Origin of the sequence: Serratia sp. SSNIH1, assembly GCF_002935055.1 — a bacterium.
Classification (GTDB): Bacteria; Pseudomonadota; Gammaproteobacteria; order Enterobacterales; family Enterobacteriaceae; genus Serratia; species Serratia nevei.
Genome location: NZ_CP026383.1, coordinates 3,333,170 through 3,346,589, shown reverse-complemented (window position 1 = coordinate 3,346,589; position 13,420 = coordinate 3,333,170). Strand labels below are relative to the sequence as shown.

Here is a 13,420-nt window from a genome sequence, read left to right as displayed (position 1 = left end):
CCAGAGTTCAGTAGGTTAACCGTTGATGCTCAGTTCGCCGCGCAGGTCTTGCTGCATCAGGGCGCGGATTTGTTTCGGCGTCAGCGGCTGGCTCAGCAGGTAGTGCAGCTTGGTCAAGGCGGCTTCCACCGTCATGTCGAAACCGCTGATCACCCCGGCGTGCGCCAGCGCGTTACCGGTGGCGTAGCCTTCCATATTGACGCGCCCGGAGATGCACTGCGTCAGGTTGACCACCACGATGCCGCGTTCGGAGGCCGCACGCAACTCGTCGATCAGCTCGGCCTTTTGCGGCGCGTTACCGACGCCGTAGGAGCGCAGGATCAGCGCCTTGACCGGCTGCAGCAGGAAGTTGCGCACCACCGCGCCGGAAATGCCCGGATAGATGGTGACCACGCCGATCGGTTGCGGCGTGATGTCGTGCACTCGCAGCGCGCCGTTGCAAGCCGGGCTGTCGATGCCGTGCTGGCGACGAATGTGAATGCCGGCTTCCAGCAGTGGCGGCAGATTCGGGGAGGCGAAGGCGTCAAAGCCGTCGGCGTGCGCTTTGGTGGTGCGGTTGCCGCGGAACAGCTTGTTGTTGAAGAACAGGCTGACTTCGTTCACCGGATGGTTAGCCGCCAGATACAGCGCGTTGAGCAGGTTGGTCTGGCCATCGGAGCGCAGCTCCGCCAGCGGAATCTGCGAACCGGTGACGATCACCGGTTTAGCCAGGTTTTCCAGCATGAAGGAGAGCGCCGATGCGGTGAACGCCATGGTGTCGGTACCGTGCAGGATCACGAAGCCGTCGTAGCGATCGTAGTTCTGTTTGATGTCGTCGGCGATGTGCTGCCAGTCTTCCGGCGTCATGTCCGAAGAGTCGATCAATGGCGCATATTCATGAATGGTGAAATCCGGCATTTCCGGGCGATGGAATTCGGGCATCAGCGCCAGCTGGCGCTGCAGGTGGCCGGAAACCGGGATATAGCCGTGATCGGAACGCTGCATGCCGATGGTGCCGCCGGTGTAGGCGACGTAAATGGATTTCTTTTGCATGGTCATGATTTTAACAAAGATAAGATGGGCTGAATTATAGGGGCATGGCGGCAGAAAAAAAGCCCGGCGATGGCCGGGCTGCAGAATTATTTGTTAGCGGACTTCTCCGCAGGTCAGGCAGATCGCATAACGGTTTTGCGGATCGTTCAGGTTATTGAACAAGCCCGGCTGTTCTTTCACCGCGTTGGCGACCGAGGCCAGCGGGGCGGGCAGCATGGATTGAATCGCCGCCGGCAGCATGGCGTGAATGGAAACGCCGAACTGGCTGAGCACCATATCGCTGAGGCTTGGGGTATCGACGAACCAGTCGAGCTGCCACTGCTGCAGCTTCGCCAGCTCGGCGGCTTTCTTCACCGCGTCGTCGAAATCGCCCAATTGATCGACCAGGCCGTTAGCCTTGGCGTCGCTGCCGAGCCAGACGTGGCCTTGCGCGATTTGGTCAACCTGCTGCGGGGTCATCTTGCGCGATTTGGCGACTAAATCGAGGAAGTTCTTATACCCGTTTTCGATGTTCAGCTGCATCATCTGCGAGAACTCTTGCGGCAATGCCTTGGTGACCGCAATGTCGGCCAGCGGCGAGGTTGCCACGCCGTCGGTGTGCACGCCCAGCGTATCCAGGGTTTTCTCGTAGGTGTTGATGATGCCGAAAATACCGATGGAGCCGGTCAGGGTGCTCGGGCTGGCGATGATGTAGTCGGCCGGCGTCGAAACCCAGTAGCCGCCCGACGCGGCCATGCCGCCCATCGAGACCACCACCGGCTTGCCGGCGGCGCGCACGGCGGCCAGTTCGGAGCGGATCACTTCGGATGCGCTGACGCTGCCGCCCGGGCTGTTGACGCGGAACACTACGGCCTTGATGGCCGGATCCAGGCGCGCCTGGCGCAGCTCGGCGGCGGTGGTATCCCCCCCGACGTTACCCGGCGTCTGCGGGCCGTCCATGATGGCGCCGTTGGCGAACACCACGGCGATCTTACCGCCCTGGTTGGCGTCCGGCTTCGGCTGGTAGTCGTAGATGCTGGTGGCGTTGAAATCGTTCGCCTGTTTATCCCAGCCGAAGGCCTTGACCAACTGATTTTCGATCGCGGTGCGCGACGCCAGCTCGTCCACCAGCTTATTGTCCAGCGCATAGCGGGCGGTGTCGCCACCGGCCGCCTGCAGGCCGCTCAGCACACCGGCAGCGCCCGGGAACAGCTGCTGCGGCGTCAGCTGGCGGTTGGCCGCCACAGTCTCCAGATAGTTCTGCCACAGGCCGCCAATCCAGCGGCTGTCCGCTTCGCGCGCCGCCGGGGACATATCGTCGCGGATCAGCGGCTCTACCGCCGATTTATAGGTGCCGACGCGGAAGATATTGGTGGTGACTTTAAGCATGTCCAGCAACGACTTGTAATACAGGTTGTTGGTGGCAAAACCGTGCAGATCGACCGCGCCCTGCGGCGACAGGTAGATTTTGTTGGCGTAGCTGGCCAGGAAATATTGCGTCTGGTTATAGCTGTCGCCGATGGCGAAGATCGGCTTGCCGCTGTCGCGGAACTCGCGCAGTGCCTTACCGATATAACGCAGCGACGGTTGATCGGCACCGGCGAAGTCATTCAGCTGCAACACCATGCCGGTAATGTTTTTGTCGTCTTTGGCCTTGCGGATGCTGTCCACCACGTCGAACAGCGAGTTTTCCTGCAGGCGGCTGCTGGAGGCACCCAACAGCTCGCGGCCCCATTGCCGTACCCGGTTGTTTACCGAAGGCTGATCGACCACCACGCCGCTTAAGTCGACCAGCAGCGCGCCGCGTGCCGGGGCCGTCGAGGTGGAGGAACTTTGGAAGGACAGATAGATGCCGACCCCAACCAGGATCAGCAAGACCAGGAACAGGTTAAGGATCAGTTCCCTGATAAAATTCAGCAGACGCCATGTCCACCGGAAAATGCCGGCAATAATTTGCCACAATGTGCGCATGTGCTCTCCAACAAGAGTCGAGAATGTTCCGCTATCCTAATGAGCGGCCGAGTAAATGTCAGCTTTAAATCGTGGCACGCAGACGCTATCGCCGAGGCTGTAACTCGTCGTTTAGCTATGTTAACGTGGCCGGAATGAAAATTGTTATCAGGAGTTTACGATGGATGCTCTGGATCTTTTATTGAATCGCCGCTCGGCTTCGCGCCTGGCGGAACCGGCGCCGGCGGGGGAAGTACGCCAAAATATCATCAACGCGGGCCTGCGTGCGCCCGATCACGGCACGCTGCAGCCGTGGCGTTTCGTGATGATCGAAAATCAGGGCCTGGAGCGCTTCAGCCAGCTGCTGCAGGCGGCGGCGAAGCAGGATCAACTGGACGAAGCGGCGATCGAAAAGGCCACCAAGGCGCCGTTCCGCGCACCGCTGATCATCACCGTCATCGCCCATTGTACTGAAGAAACCAAGGTGCCGCGCTGGGAGCAGGTGGTTTCCGCCGGTTGCGCGGTGCAGGCGATGCAGATGGCGGCGCTGGCGCAGGGCTTTAACGGCATCTGGCGCACCGGCGCTTGGACCGAGCATGCGCTGGTGCGCGAAGCCTTCGGCTGCCGCGAGCAGGATGAGATCGTCGGTTTCCTCTATCTGGGCACGCCACAGCTGAAGGCCGCCACCAAGGTGACGCCGCCGGACAGCACGCCTTTCGTCAGCTATTTCTGAGTTTTCTCCCGCGGGGCGCGCCGAAAATGCGCTAAACCCCGCAAAATCGCATGGTTTCTGAGCAGGCCGTTCGCTTATCGGCGGCCCGCTCTTATCAATCCCCTCGGCAAGCGCTACCCTATGATATCTTGAGTGCCGTTACAGAAGGGAGTGGACTATGACATCGCCAGCGATCCGTTTAACCCAGTACAGCCATGGCGCTGGCTGCGGCTGCAAAATCTCACCGAAAGTTCTCGAAACCATCTTGCACAGCGAGCGGGAAAAGTTTGTCGATCCGCGTCTGCTGGTCGGCAATGAAACCCGCGACGACGCGGCGGTGTACGACATCGGCAACGGCGTCGGCATCATCAGCACCACCGACTTCTTCATGCCGATCGTCGACGATCCGTTCGATTTCGGCCGCATTGCGGCCGCCAACGCCATCAGCGACGTGTACGCCATGGGCGGCAAACCGATCATGGCGATCGCCATTCTCGGCTGGCCGATCGCCAAACTGCCGCCGGAGGTGGCGCAGCAGGTGATCGACGGCGGGCGTTTCGCCTGCCAGCAGGCGGGCATCGCGCTGGCCGGTGGCCATTCCATCGATGCGCCGGAACCTATTTTTGGCCTGGCGGTGACCGGCGTGGTCAATACCGAGCGGGTGAAGAAAAACAGCGCCGCACAGGCCGGTGCGAAACTCTATCTGACCAAACCGCTGGGCATCGGCGTGCTGACGACCGCCGAGAAGCAAAGCAAGCTGCGCCCTGAGCATCAGGGCCTGGCGACGGAAGTGATGTGCCGCCTGAACAAGCCGGGCGCCGACTTTGCCGAGGTGGCGGGCGTTACGGCGATGACCGATATCACCGGCTTTGGCCTGCTGGGTCACCTGAGCGAGGTGTGCCAGGGCTCCGGTCTGCAGGCGACGGTCTGGTTCGATCGGGTGCCGAAGCTGCCGGACGTCGAGGCGTATATTGCCGAAGGCTGCGTGCCGGGCGGCACCGGGCGCAACTTTGACAGCTATGGCCATCTGGTGGGTGAGATGAGCGATTTGCAGCGCCAGCTGCTGTGCGATCCGCAAACCTCCGGCGGCTTGCTGTTGGCGGTATTGCCTGAGTCGGAGGCGCAGGTGCTGGCGATTGCCGAACAGCACGGTATCTCGCTCAACGCTATCGGTGAATTGCATGCCGCACAGACCGGACAGCCGCTGATCGAGGTTGTGTAGTGTCCAACATGCAAGAAAGGCCGGACAGCGACGATTACCCACGCATTTTCCTGCAGGACGTGCCGCTGATTGACGTGCGCGCGCCGATCGAGTTTCAGCAGGGCGCCTTCGCCCAGGCGGTGAATTTACCGCTGATGATCGACAGCGAACGCCAGGCGGTCGGTACCTGCTATAAGCAGCATGGGCAACAAGCGGCGCTCGCGCTCGGCCACCGCCTGGTGAACGGCAAACTGCGCGAACAGCGCACCGCCGCCTGGCTGGCGGCCTGCGCAGAGCGGCCAGCAGGCTATATTTACTGCTTCCGCGGCGGGCTGCGCTCGCAGCTGGTGCAGCAATGGCTGCATGAGGCCGGCGTGGATTATCCGCGTATCACTGGCGGTTATAAGGCACTGCGCAATTATCTGCTCGGTGTACTGACGCAAAGCGCGGCATTGCCGATGGCCCTGGTGGGTGGCAATACCGGCAGCGGCAAGACGCTGCTGGTCAACGAGCTGGCCGACGGCGTCGATCTGGAAGGCGCGGCGCGCCATCGCGGTTCATCTTTTGGCCGAACGCTGGCGGGACAGAGCTCGCAGATAGATTTTGAGAATCGTCTGGCTGTGTTATTGCTGAAAAAACAGCATGGTGGCAGCCGCCGTTGGGTGCTGGAAGACGAAGGGCGGATCATCGGCAGCAACAATCTGCCGTTGCCGTTGTTCAACGGCATGCAGCAGGCACCGGTGGCGGTGATCGACGATCCGTTCGACATTCGCCTGGCGCGCCTGCAGGCGGAATATATCGACGGTATGCGCGAACAGTTCGAACAGGCCTATGGCGTGGAAGAAGGCTGGCGGCAGTACGACGACTATTTGCATCACGGCCTGTTCGCCATCCGCCGCCGTTTGGGCCTGGAGCGCTTCCAGCAGCTGACGCAGCGGTTGGAGGCAGCGCTGCGGGCTCAGCGCCTCAGCGGCCAGGGCGACGCGCACCGCGAATGGTTGGCGCCTCTGTTGCAGCAGTACTACGATCCGATGTATTGCTATCAGTTGGAAAAGAAAGCCCAGCGGATCGTCTTCCGTGGGAACTATGCAGAAGTAAGAGAATTCTTGATGACGTTCAGCCAGAAAAACGGTGATTAATGCGACTGTTCATAGCCGAGAAACCGAGTTTGGCGCGCGCCATTGCCGACGTCTTGCCCAAGCCGCATCGCCGCGGCGACGGCTATATCGCCTGTGGCAACAACGACGTGGTGACCTGGTGCGTCGGCCACCTGCTGGAGCAGGCTCAGCCTGACGCCTATGACAGCCGCTATGCGCGCTGGTCGTTGGCGGATCTGCCGATCATCCCCGAAAAATGGCGCTTGCAGCCGCGGCCTTCGGTCAGCAAACAGCTCAACGCGATTAAAAAGCTGCTGCGCGAAGCCGATGAAGTGGTTCACGCCGGTGACCCGGATCGCGAAGGGCAACTGCTGGTGGATGAGGTGCTGGACTACCTGGATTTGACGGCGGAGAAACGCCAGAACGTGCGCCGCTGTCTGATCAACGATCTCAACCCGCAGGCGGTGGCGCGTGCGGTCGAGCGCCTGCGTGACAATCGGGACTTTATCCCGCTGTGCGTGTCCGCGCTGGCGCGTTCGCGCGCCGACTGGCTGTACGGCATCAATATGACCCGCGCCTATACGCTGTTGGGCCGCAACGCCGGTTACGACGGCGTGCTGTCGGTGGGCAGGGTGCAGACGCCGGTGCTCGGATTGGTGGTGCGCCGCGACGAAGAGATCGAAAACTTCGTGCCAAAAGACTTCTTTGAGGTCAAGGCGCACATCGTCACACCGAAAGAAGAACGCTTTGTGGCGCTGTGGCAACCCAGCGACTCCTGCGAACCTTATCAGGATGAAGAAGGGCGTTTGCTGCACCGGCCGTTGGCGGAACACGTGGTCAAGCGCATCGAGGGCCAGCCGGCCCTGGTCACGGCCTATAATGATAAACGGGAATCAGATACCGCACCGCTGCCGTTCTCGCTTTCCACGCTGCAAATCGAGGCGGCCCGGCGCTACAACCTCAGCGCGCAACAGGTGCTGGACGTTTGCCAGCGGCTGTACGAAACCCACAAATTGATCACCTATCCGCGTTCCGACTGCCGCTATCTGCCGGAAGAACATTTTGCCGGCCGCCACGCGGTGCTGAACGCCATCAGCGTGCACCAACCCGAGCTGTATCCGCAGCCGGTGATCGACAGCGATCGCCGCAACCGCTGCTGGGACGATAAAAAGGTCGATGCGCACCATGCCATCATTCCCACCGCCCGCGCCGGCAAGGTCAATTTGACGCAGGATGAACGGAACGTGTATGGGCTGGTGGCGCGTCAGTATCTGATGCAGTTTTGTCCGGATGCGGTGTTCCGCAAATGCGTGATCGAGCTGGATATCGCCGGCGGCAAATTCATCGCCAAGGCGCGTTTTCTGGCGGAGGCCGGCTGGCGCACGCTGCTGGGCAGCAAGGAGCGCGACGAGGAAAACGAAGGTGCACCGCTGCCGGTGGTGGCCAAGGACGATGAGCTGCTGTGCGAGCGCGGTGAAGTGGTGGAGCGCCAGACGCAGCCGCCGCGGCCGTTTACCGACGCCAGCCTGCTGTCGGCTATGACCGGCATCGCGCGATTCGTACAAGATAAAGCGTTAAAGAAAATCCTGCGGGCGACCGATGGTTTAGGAACGGAAGCGACGCGAGCGGGGATCATCGAATTGCTGTTCAAGCGGGCGTTTCTGTACAAGAAGGGACGCTATATTCACTCCAGCGAAACCGGGCGCGCGTTGATTCACTCGCTGCCGGATCTTGCTGCGCGCCCTGATATGACGGCCAACTGGGAGGCCACGCTGACGCAAATCAGCGAGAAATCCTGTCGCTATCAGGACTTTATGCAGCCGTTGGTCGGCACGCTGCAAGAGCTGATTTATCAGGCTAAGCAGAGCCGGGCGAGCATGGCGTTTCGTGGATTGCCGCCGCCGCCCTCCAGCGGAGGCAAAAAACGCAGGAAAAGCGCCGGCAAGGCGCAGGAGAAGAGTGAATGAAGCGTGGACTCAGTAGGGTATTGGCTGCCGCGGCCCTGATGTTTTCCGGCCTGGCGGTCGCCAATCGCGGCGATGTGGACGTGGTGTTACCGGTTTCGCCGGAGATTTGGGGCACGGCCAAAAGCGGCGTCAACCCACCGCCGGCACAGCCCTGCAACCGCTGTTGCGTCTACCAGAATCAAAACTATTCCGAGGGCGCGGTGCTTAAAGTGGAAGGGGAAGTGCTGCAGTGCGTGCGTGAGCCTAACACCATCGGCACCAACCCTTTGATTTGGGTGCGATTGAAGAAGTGACAATGTAACCTGTCGCCGCGCTCAGCGTGCACCGCTTTGCGCGGCGATATAGTCCGCCAGCAGTGGAACGTCGGCGGGCGCCAGGGCGTATTCCTGCGCCTGCTGCGGCGTAACCCAGACCAACGCCGAGTGGCAGCGCTGTTGCAGTTCACCGGAGAACTCCGTGACTTGCCAGGCGTGCAGGCGGATGATGCGTTCGCCTTGCTGCCACTGATTGCTACCCACATAGTCGCCGATACGGGCGCAAATCCCCAATTCTTCATCCAGCTCGCGCGCCAGCGCTTCTGGCTGGCTTTCGCCCGTTTCAACCTTGCCGCCGGGAAACTCCCACTGACCGGCCTGATCGCTGCCTGTGCCGCGCTGGGCCAGTAAAATTTGACCGTTCTGTTCCAGAATAGCGGCTACCACGTCGATAATTTTCATTGGCTTCACAGGGTAAAACCCCGGCGAGCGCCGGGGTGATGGGGTTACAGCGTAAATTCCGCCCAGACCGGCGCATGGTCGGAAGGTTTTTCCATGCTGCGGGTTTGGTAATCGATGCCGGTGGCGATGCAGCGCGAAGCCAGCGGGGTGCTGGCCAGCAGCAGATCGATACGCAGGCCGCGGTTGTCGTCGAACCCTTTGGAACGGTAGTCGAACCACGAGAATTCGTCGTTGCGCCCCGGGTTGGCGTGGCGATAGGTGTCTACCAGGCCCCAGTTCAGCAGGCGGTCCATCCATTCGCGCTCTTCCGGCAGGAAGGAACACTTCCCGGTGCGCAGCCAGCGTTTACGGCTGTCTTCGCCGATGCCAATGTCATAATCGCTCGGGCTGATGTTCATGTCACCCATGATCAACACCGGGGACTCCGCCGACAGCTGCTGCTCCAGGTAGTTTTGCAAATCCTGATAAAAGCGTGTTTTAGCCGGGAATTTGATCGGGTGGTCGCGGCTTTCACCTTGCGGGAAGTAGCCGTTGATCACCGTCAGTGTGCCCTGCGGCGTCGCCAGATCGGCCATGATGATGCGACGCTGCGCATCTTCTTCATCGGTCGGGAAACCGCGGCGCACGGCCAGAGGCTCCGCTTTGGTCAGCAGCGCTACGCCGTAATGGCCTTTTTGCCCGTGATAGAACACGTGATACCCGTGCTGGCTGACTTCTTCCAGCGGGAACATGTCGTCGTGAACTTTCGTTTCTTGCAGGCCGATCACGTCGGGCTGGTGCTGTTCGATAATTGCCGCCAGCTGATGCGGACGCGCGCGCAGTCCATTGATATTAAAAGAGACAAACTTCATGAGCGGTGCCGTTTTCACGAGAAAAATGTGCTGTGATAGTAGCAGAGTTTGGCGGGAAATGTAACGCAGACAGCGGCAGGACCGCTGGCTGCGCAGCGGGTTTATTTCGCCCAGCGGTCGTAATTTTTGGGTTGATAATCGTCAAACTGTTGCAGCAGCGTTTGCGCCGATTCACTGATGTGCAGGGTGCCGAGATAGTCGTGGCGCATAAAGCCCTGATCGGCGACGTGTTCGAGGAATTGGCTCAGCGGGCGGTAGAAGCCGTTAACGTTCAGCAGGCCGACCGGCTTGTTGTGATAGCCGATTTGCCCCCAGGTCCAGATTTCAAACAGCTCTTCCAGCGTGCCGATGCCGCCGGGCAGGGCGATAAAACCGTCCGCCAGCGCGGCCATACGGGCTTTGCGCGTATGCATATCAGGCACCACTTCCAGTTCGGTCAGGCCGCGATGCGCGGTTTCCGCTTCAACCAGGCGCTCGGGGATAATGCCGACAGCTTCACCGCCCGCCGCCAACACGGCATCTGCCACGATCCCCATCAATCCTTTCTTGCCGCCGCCATAGATTAAACGGCGCCCCTGTGCGGCCAGCAGCTGTCCCAGTTGACGAGCCTGCTCGGCATAAGCGGGATTGACGCCTTCGCTGGCGCCACAAAAAACGCAAATATTGTTTCGCATCCACCTGTTCCTTACTGCACTAAAGAAGCCAGTGGTATAGCGAATTGTCGGCCGGAGTTCAAGTTACGGCTGGGAGTGAGGAAATAAAACATCGAGGTGAAAGCGGGGAATAAGGGGAGATAAATTGAGTTTTATTGATACGAGAGCATTGGGTGCGATGTGCTTTAAGTTTGTTTGGGATTTTCTATAAAGAAATGGTGGTGGGGGAAGGATTCGAACCTTCGAAGTCTGTGACGGCAGATTTACAGTCTGCTCCCTTTGGCCGCTCGGGAACCCCACCATGATATTCATGGATTTACTAATTGTTGTTCCGGTTTTATCCGGAAGAAACCTGGCCGGCTTCTTTACTGCCCCTTCGCTCCTGGCGGAGAAAAGATGGTGGTGGGGGAAGGATTATTCGTCACTTCGTTCCTCACCCTTCGGGCCGCGCTAAAGCACGTTATCCTTCCCTTTCTGATTCGCTTTAATCCAATGCGTATCAGCAACGAAAAGATGGTGGTGGGGGAAGGATTCGAACCTTCGAAGTCAGTGACGGCAGATTTACAGTCTGCTCCCTTTGGCCGCTCGGGAACCCCACCATATACATGGCTATTTAACTGGCCTTGCTTGCGAGAGCGCTGTCTCGGTAAGCGGGGCGCATCATATCAAATGAAGCGGATGTGTAAAGCATTGAAATGCAGAAAATGAATCGTTTGCCGTTTTTTTATTCTTGACGGTGCATCCCTGAACGAAATGCACCGATTTATTGAGCGATTACAGAATAACGGTGCGGTTGCCATAGACGAAGACGCGCTGTGCCAGCACCTGATACAGCGCGCGGCTGAGCACATTTTTCTCTACGTCGCGCCCGGCGCGCATCATATCCTCGGCGGAATAGGTGTGATCGACGTGGATCACGTCCTGCATGATGATCGGGCCTTCGTCGAGATTGTCGTTAACATAGTGGGCGGTGGCGCCGATGATTTTTACCCCGCGCTCATAGGCCTGGTGGTAAGGGCGCGCGCCGATAAACGCCGGCAGGAACGAATGGTGAATGTTGATCACCTGATTCGGATAATGCTGCACGAAGGCCGGGGTCAGCACGCGCATATATTTGGCCAGCACCACGTAATCCGGCTGATATTGATCGATCTGGGCCGTCATTTCTCGGTCGTGCTGTTCACGCGTCAAGCCTTCGTGGCTCACCAGATGGAAAGGAATATCGAAACGTTCCACGAGCGATTGCAGCGTGTCGTGGTTGCCGATCACGGCGGCGATTTCAACGTCGAGGCCGCCATAGGCGCTTTTCATCAACAGATCGCCCAGGCAGTGGGCCTCTTTGGTGACCAGCACCACGATGCGGCGGCGTCCGGTGCTGTGCAGCTCGCGCAGCGAACCTTCCGGCAGCGCGCTGTCCAGATCGGCCAGCAGCGTGTTGTCGTTGAAAATGCCTTCCAGCTCGGTACGCATGAAGAAACGCCCGGTGCGGTGATCGACGAACTCATTATTCTGAACGATATTGAGTTCGTGCTTGTAACAGATGTTGGTGATCTTGGCGATCAGCCCTTTGGCGTCCGGGCAGATGGTGCGTAACACTTTCCGTTGAACATTTTGGTGTGGCATGGGTTTGAGGATCCTGTCTGATACTGAACGGCCTGTCTGCGCAGGCGTAAACGTGAAGCGCCGGCCGGCTAGCGCCCGCAGCACTTCTTGTATTTTTTCCCTGAGCCACAGGGACAAATCGCATTTCTGCCGGGCTGGGGTTTGGTGCCGTCGATATAATACCAACGTTGATCGCGACGAAGGAAGCGCGAGCGCTCATGCATCGCCTGCGGTTCGCCGCTTTCGCCGTCGGTAAAACGTGCGATGAATTCGACGAAGCCTGCGTCCGGCTCATGACCGGCTTTCTCTTCCACGATCGTCAGGCCCAGCCATTCGGTATTTTTAAAGCTGTCGACGATCGCATTGCGCCAGGCCTCGGCACCGCAGTCGGGGTGCCAGGTAGCGATCAGATAATCGACGTTATGATTCACGTAGGCGGTGAAGCGTGAACGCATCAGCTGGCCGGGCGTCGGCGCCGGTTGGTTGCCGCTGATAAAAGGGGCACAGCACGCGTTATACGCCAGTCCGCTGCCGCATGGGCATGATTCGGGCAAAATAACTCCTGAGAAGACGAGGCAGAAAATGAATTTAGCGCATATGTTACCTAACAATATTCGTCAGTGACAATCTACCCTGAAAGCAGATACCCCCTGTTACCGAGAGGATGGCGCTATGCGGCAAATCAAGATCGGACTGGCGCTGGGAGCTGGCTCGGCTAAAGGCTGGGCGCACATCGGCGTGATCAATGCGTTAAAGAAACTGGGAATTGAGGTCGATATCGTTGCCGGCTGCTCTGTCGGTGCGTTAGTGGGCGCGGCGTTCGCCAGCCATCGCCTGCCGGCGATGGAGCAGTGGGTGCGGTCGTTCAGCTATTGGGACGTGATTCGTCTGATGGACTTTTCCTGGCAGCGTGGTGGCTTGTTACGCGGCGATCGCGTGTTTAACGCCGTCGGACAGCTGTTGAAGATCAACGATATTGCCGAATGCGCGCTGAAGTTCGGCGCCGTGACGACCAATCTCAGCACCGGCCGCGAACTGTGGCTGACCGAAGGCGATATTCATCAGGCGGTGCGCGCTTCCTGCAGCATGCCTGGCCTGTTGGCGCCGGTGTGGGCCGACGGCTATTGGCTGGTGGATGGCGCGGTGGTCAATCCGGTGCCGGTGTCCCTTTGCCGGGCGCTGGGGGCCGATATCGTCATCGCGGTCGATCTGCAGCATGACGCGCACCTGATGCAGCAGGATTTGTTCTCGGTACGCATTGAGGACGAGAGTTCGGACGATGCGCCTGCTGATACCTGGCGCGGGCGTCTGAGAGAACGCGTCGGCAGAATGCGACAGCGTAAACCGACGACGGCGCCGACGGCGATGGAGATTATGGGCACCTCGATTCAGATGCTGGAAAATCGCCTGAAGCGTAACCGGATGGCGAGCGATCCGCCGGACGTGTTGATCCAACCTTTCTGCCCGCAAATCTCGACGCTGGATTTCCACCGCGCCGATGAAGCAATCGAGGCAGGGTTACTGGCGGTGGAAAAACAACTGGATCGGTTGTTGCCGTTGATAAAAAATAGATAATTCTCGGTTCTCGGTTGGCAATGCGCGGTCGGTCTGATTCAGACGAGCATAAGTGACCTTTTTGAGCCACTATTACACTATGGAA

At 59.5% G+C, this 13,420-nt stretch carries 13 protein-coding genes and 2 tRNA genes; 6 read left to right on the top strand and 9 right to left on the bottom strand.

Annotated features, from left to right (window positions below):
- Window positions 1-15 precede the first annotated feature (15 nt).
- Both ansA and sppA read right to left on the bottom strand, forming a co-directional pair.
- On the bottom strand, window positions 16-1,032 hold the full coding sequence (ansA, locus tag C3F38_RS16090) for an asparaginase (RefSeq protein ID WP_038877354.1): 1,017 nt from the start codon (window positions 1,030-1,032) through the stop codon (window positions 16-18).
- Between the two features lie 93 nt (window positions 1,033-1,125).
- Entirely contained in the window at window positions 1,126-2,982 is a 1,857-nt protein-coding gene (gene sppA, locus C3F38_RS16085) for a signal peptide peptidase SppA (protein WP_049201700.1), read from the bottom strand.
- Between the two features lie 160 nt (window positions 2,983-3,142).
- Between sppA and C3F38_RS16080 the strand changes: the two genes are divergently transcribed.
- The 5 genes from C3F38_RS16080 (at window position 3,143) to C3F38_RS16060 (ending at window position 8,231) form a co-directional block, all read left to right on the top strand.
- Entirely contained in the window at window positions 3,143-3,694 is a 552-nt protein-coding gene (locus C3F38_RS16080) for an NAD(P)H nitroreductase (protein ID WP_055316731.1), read from the top strand.
- 157 nt (window positions 3,695-3,851) lie between these two features.
- Complete coding sequence (gene selD / locus C3F38_RS16075) at window positions 3,852-4,895, top strand: selenide, water dikinase SelD (RefSeq protein ID WP_038877223.1); 1,044 nt, start codon at window positions 3,852-3,854, stop codon at window positions 4,893-4,895.
- Window positions 4,895-6,013: a tRNA 2-selenouridine(34) synthase MnmH gene (gene mnmH / locus C3F38_RS16070; RefSeq protein ID WP_080347984.1), complete on the top strand. Its 1,119-nt coding sequence runs from the start codon at window positions 4,895-4,897 to the stop codon at window positions 6,011-6,013. Before selD ends, mnmH begins: the two co-directional genes overlap by 1 nt.
- Window positions 6,013-7,938, top strand: a complete 1,926-nt coding sequence (locus C3F38_RS16065; RefSeq protein WP_055316729.1) for a DNA topoisomerase III — start codon at window positions 6,013-6,015, stop codon at window positions 7,936-7,938. The genes mnmH and C3F38_RS16065 overlap by 1 nt, the downstream gene beginning before the upstream one ends.
- The gene (locus tag C3F38_RS16060; RefSeq protein ID WP_038877227.1) at window positions 7,935-8,231 is read left to right on the top strand and encodes a YnjH family protein; all 297 of its coding nucleotides are present in this window, start codon (window positions 7,935-7,937) and stop codon (window positions 8,229-8,231) included. The genes C3F38_RS16065 and C3F38_RS16060 overlap by 4 nt, the downstream gene beginning before the upstream one ends.
- Window positions 8,232-8,252: 21 nt before the next feature.
- On the opposite strand, the gene C3F38_RS16055 is transcribed toward C3F38_RS16060, so the two are convergent.
- From C3F38_RS16055 to C3F38_RS16020, 7 genes are all read right to left on the bottom strand, one after another.
- Window positions 8,253-8,654, bottom strand: a complete 402-nt coding sequence (locus tag C3F38_RS16055) for a pyrimidine (deoxy)nucleoside triphosphate diphosphatase (protein ID WP_038877229.1) — start codon at window positions 8,652-8,654, stop codon at window positions 8,253-8,255.
- A gap of 44 nt (window positions 8,655-8,698) precedes the next feature.
- The gene (gene xthA / locus C3F38_RS16050) at window positions 8,699-9,505 is read right to left on the bottom strand and encodes an exodeoxyribonuclease III (RefSeq protein ID WP_038877231.1); all 807 of its coding nucleotides are present in this window, start codon (window positions 9,503-9,505) and stop codon (window positions 8,699-8,701) included.
- A 101-nt stretch (window positions 9,506-9,606) separates the two neighbouring features.
- A complete protein-coding gene (locus C3F38_RS16045) occupies window positions 9,607-10,179 on the bottom strand; it encodes a TIGR00730 family Rossman fold protein (protein ID WP_033647601.1) in 573 nt (190 codons plus the stop codon).
- Between the two features lie 195 nt (window positions 10,180-10,374).
- Window positions 10,375-10,459: transfer RNA gene (locus C3F38_RS16040), tRNA-Tyr, on the bottom strand.
- 213 nt (window positions 10,460-10,672) lie between these two features.
- Window positions 10,673-10,757 (bottom strand) — tRNA-Tyr (locus tag C3F38_RS16030).
- Window positions 10,758-10,932: 175 nt separating this feature from the next.
- Window positions 10,933-11,781: a formyltetrahydrofolate deformylase gene (gene purU / locus C3F38_RS16025; protein ID WP_047730553.1), complete on the bottom strand. Its 849-nt coding sequence runs from the start codon at window positions 11,779-11,781 to the stop codon at window positions 10,933-10,935.
- 68 nt (window positions 11,782-11,849) lie between these two features.
- On the bottom strand, window positions 11,850-12,314 hold the full coding sequence (locus C3F38_RS16020) for a YchJ family protein (protein WP_055316727.1): 465 nt from the start codon (window positions 12,312-12,314) through the stop codon (window positions 11,850-11,852).
- Window positions 12,315-12,432: 118 nt separating this feature from the next.
- Between C3F38_RS16020 and rssA the strand changes: the two genes are divergently transcribed.
- Complete coding sequence (gene rssA / locus C3F38_RS16015; RefSeq protein WP_047730554.1) at window positions 12,433-13,335, top strand: patatin-like phospholipase RssA; 903 nt, start codon at window positions 12,433-12,435, stop codon at window positions 13,333-13,335.
- Window positions 13,336-13,420 lie beyond the last annotated feature (85 nt).

Bases quoted from the DNA above. Each gene is read 5' to 3' on its own strand.
- ansA (WP_038877354.1), bottom strand. From the start codon at position 1,032: ATGCAAAAGAAATCCATTTACGTCGCCTACACCGGCGGCACCATCGGC.
- sppA (WP_049201700.1), bottom strand. From the start codon at position 2,982: ATGCGCACATTGTGGCAAATTATTGCCGGCATTTTCCGGTGGACATGG.
- C3F38_RS16080 (WP_055316731.1), top strand. From the start codon at position 3,143: ATGGATGCTCTGGATCTTTTATTGAATCGCCGCTCGGCTTCGCGCCTG.
- selD (WP_038877223.1), top strand. From the start codon at position 3,852: ATGACATCGCCAGCGATCCGTTTAACCCAGTACAGCCATGGCGCTGGC.
- C3F38_RS16065 (WP_055316729.1), top strand. From the start codon at position 6,013: ATGCGACTGTTCATAGCCGAGAAACCGAGTTTGGCGCGCGCCATTGCC.
- C3F38_RS16060 (WP_038877227.1), top strand. From the start codon at position 7,935: ATGAAGCGTGGACTCAGTAGGGTATTGGCTGCCGCGGCCCTGATGTTT.
- C3F38_RS16055 (WP_038877229.1), bottom strand. From the start codon at position 8,654: ATGAAAATTATCGACGTGGTAGCCGCTATTCTGGAACAGAACGGTCAA.
- xthA (WP_038877231.1), bottom strand. From the start codon at position 9,505: ATGAAGTTTGTCTCTTTTAATATCAATGGACTGCGCGCGCGTCCGCAT.
- C3F38_RS16045 (WP_033647601.1), bottom strand. From the start codon at position 10,179: ATGCGAAACAATATTTGCGTTTTTTGTGGCGCCAGCGAAGGCGTCAAT.
- purU (WP_047730553.1), bottom strand. From the start codon at position 11,781: ATGCCACACCAAAATGTTCAACGGAAAGTGTTACGCACCATCTGCCCG.
- rssA (WP_047730554.1), top strand. From the start codon at position 12,433: ATGCGGCAAATCAAGATCGGACTGGCGCTGGGAGCTGGCTCGGCTAAA.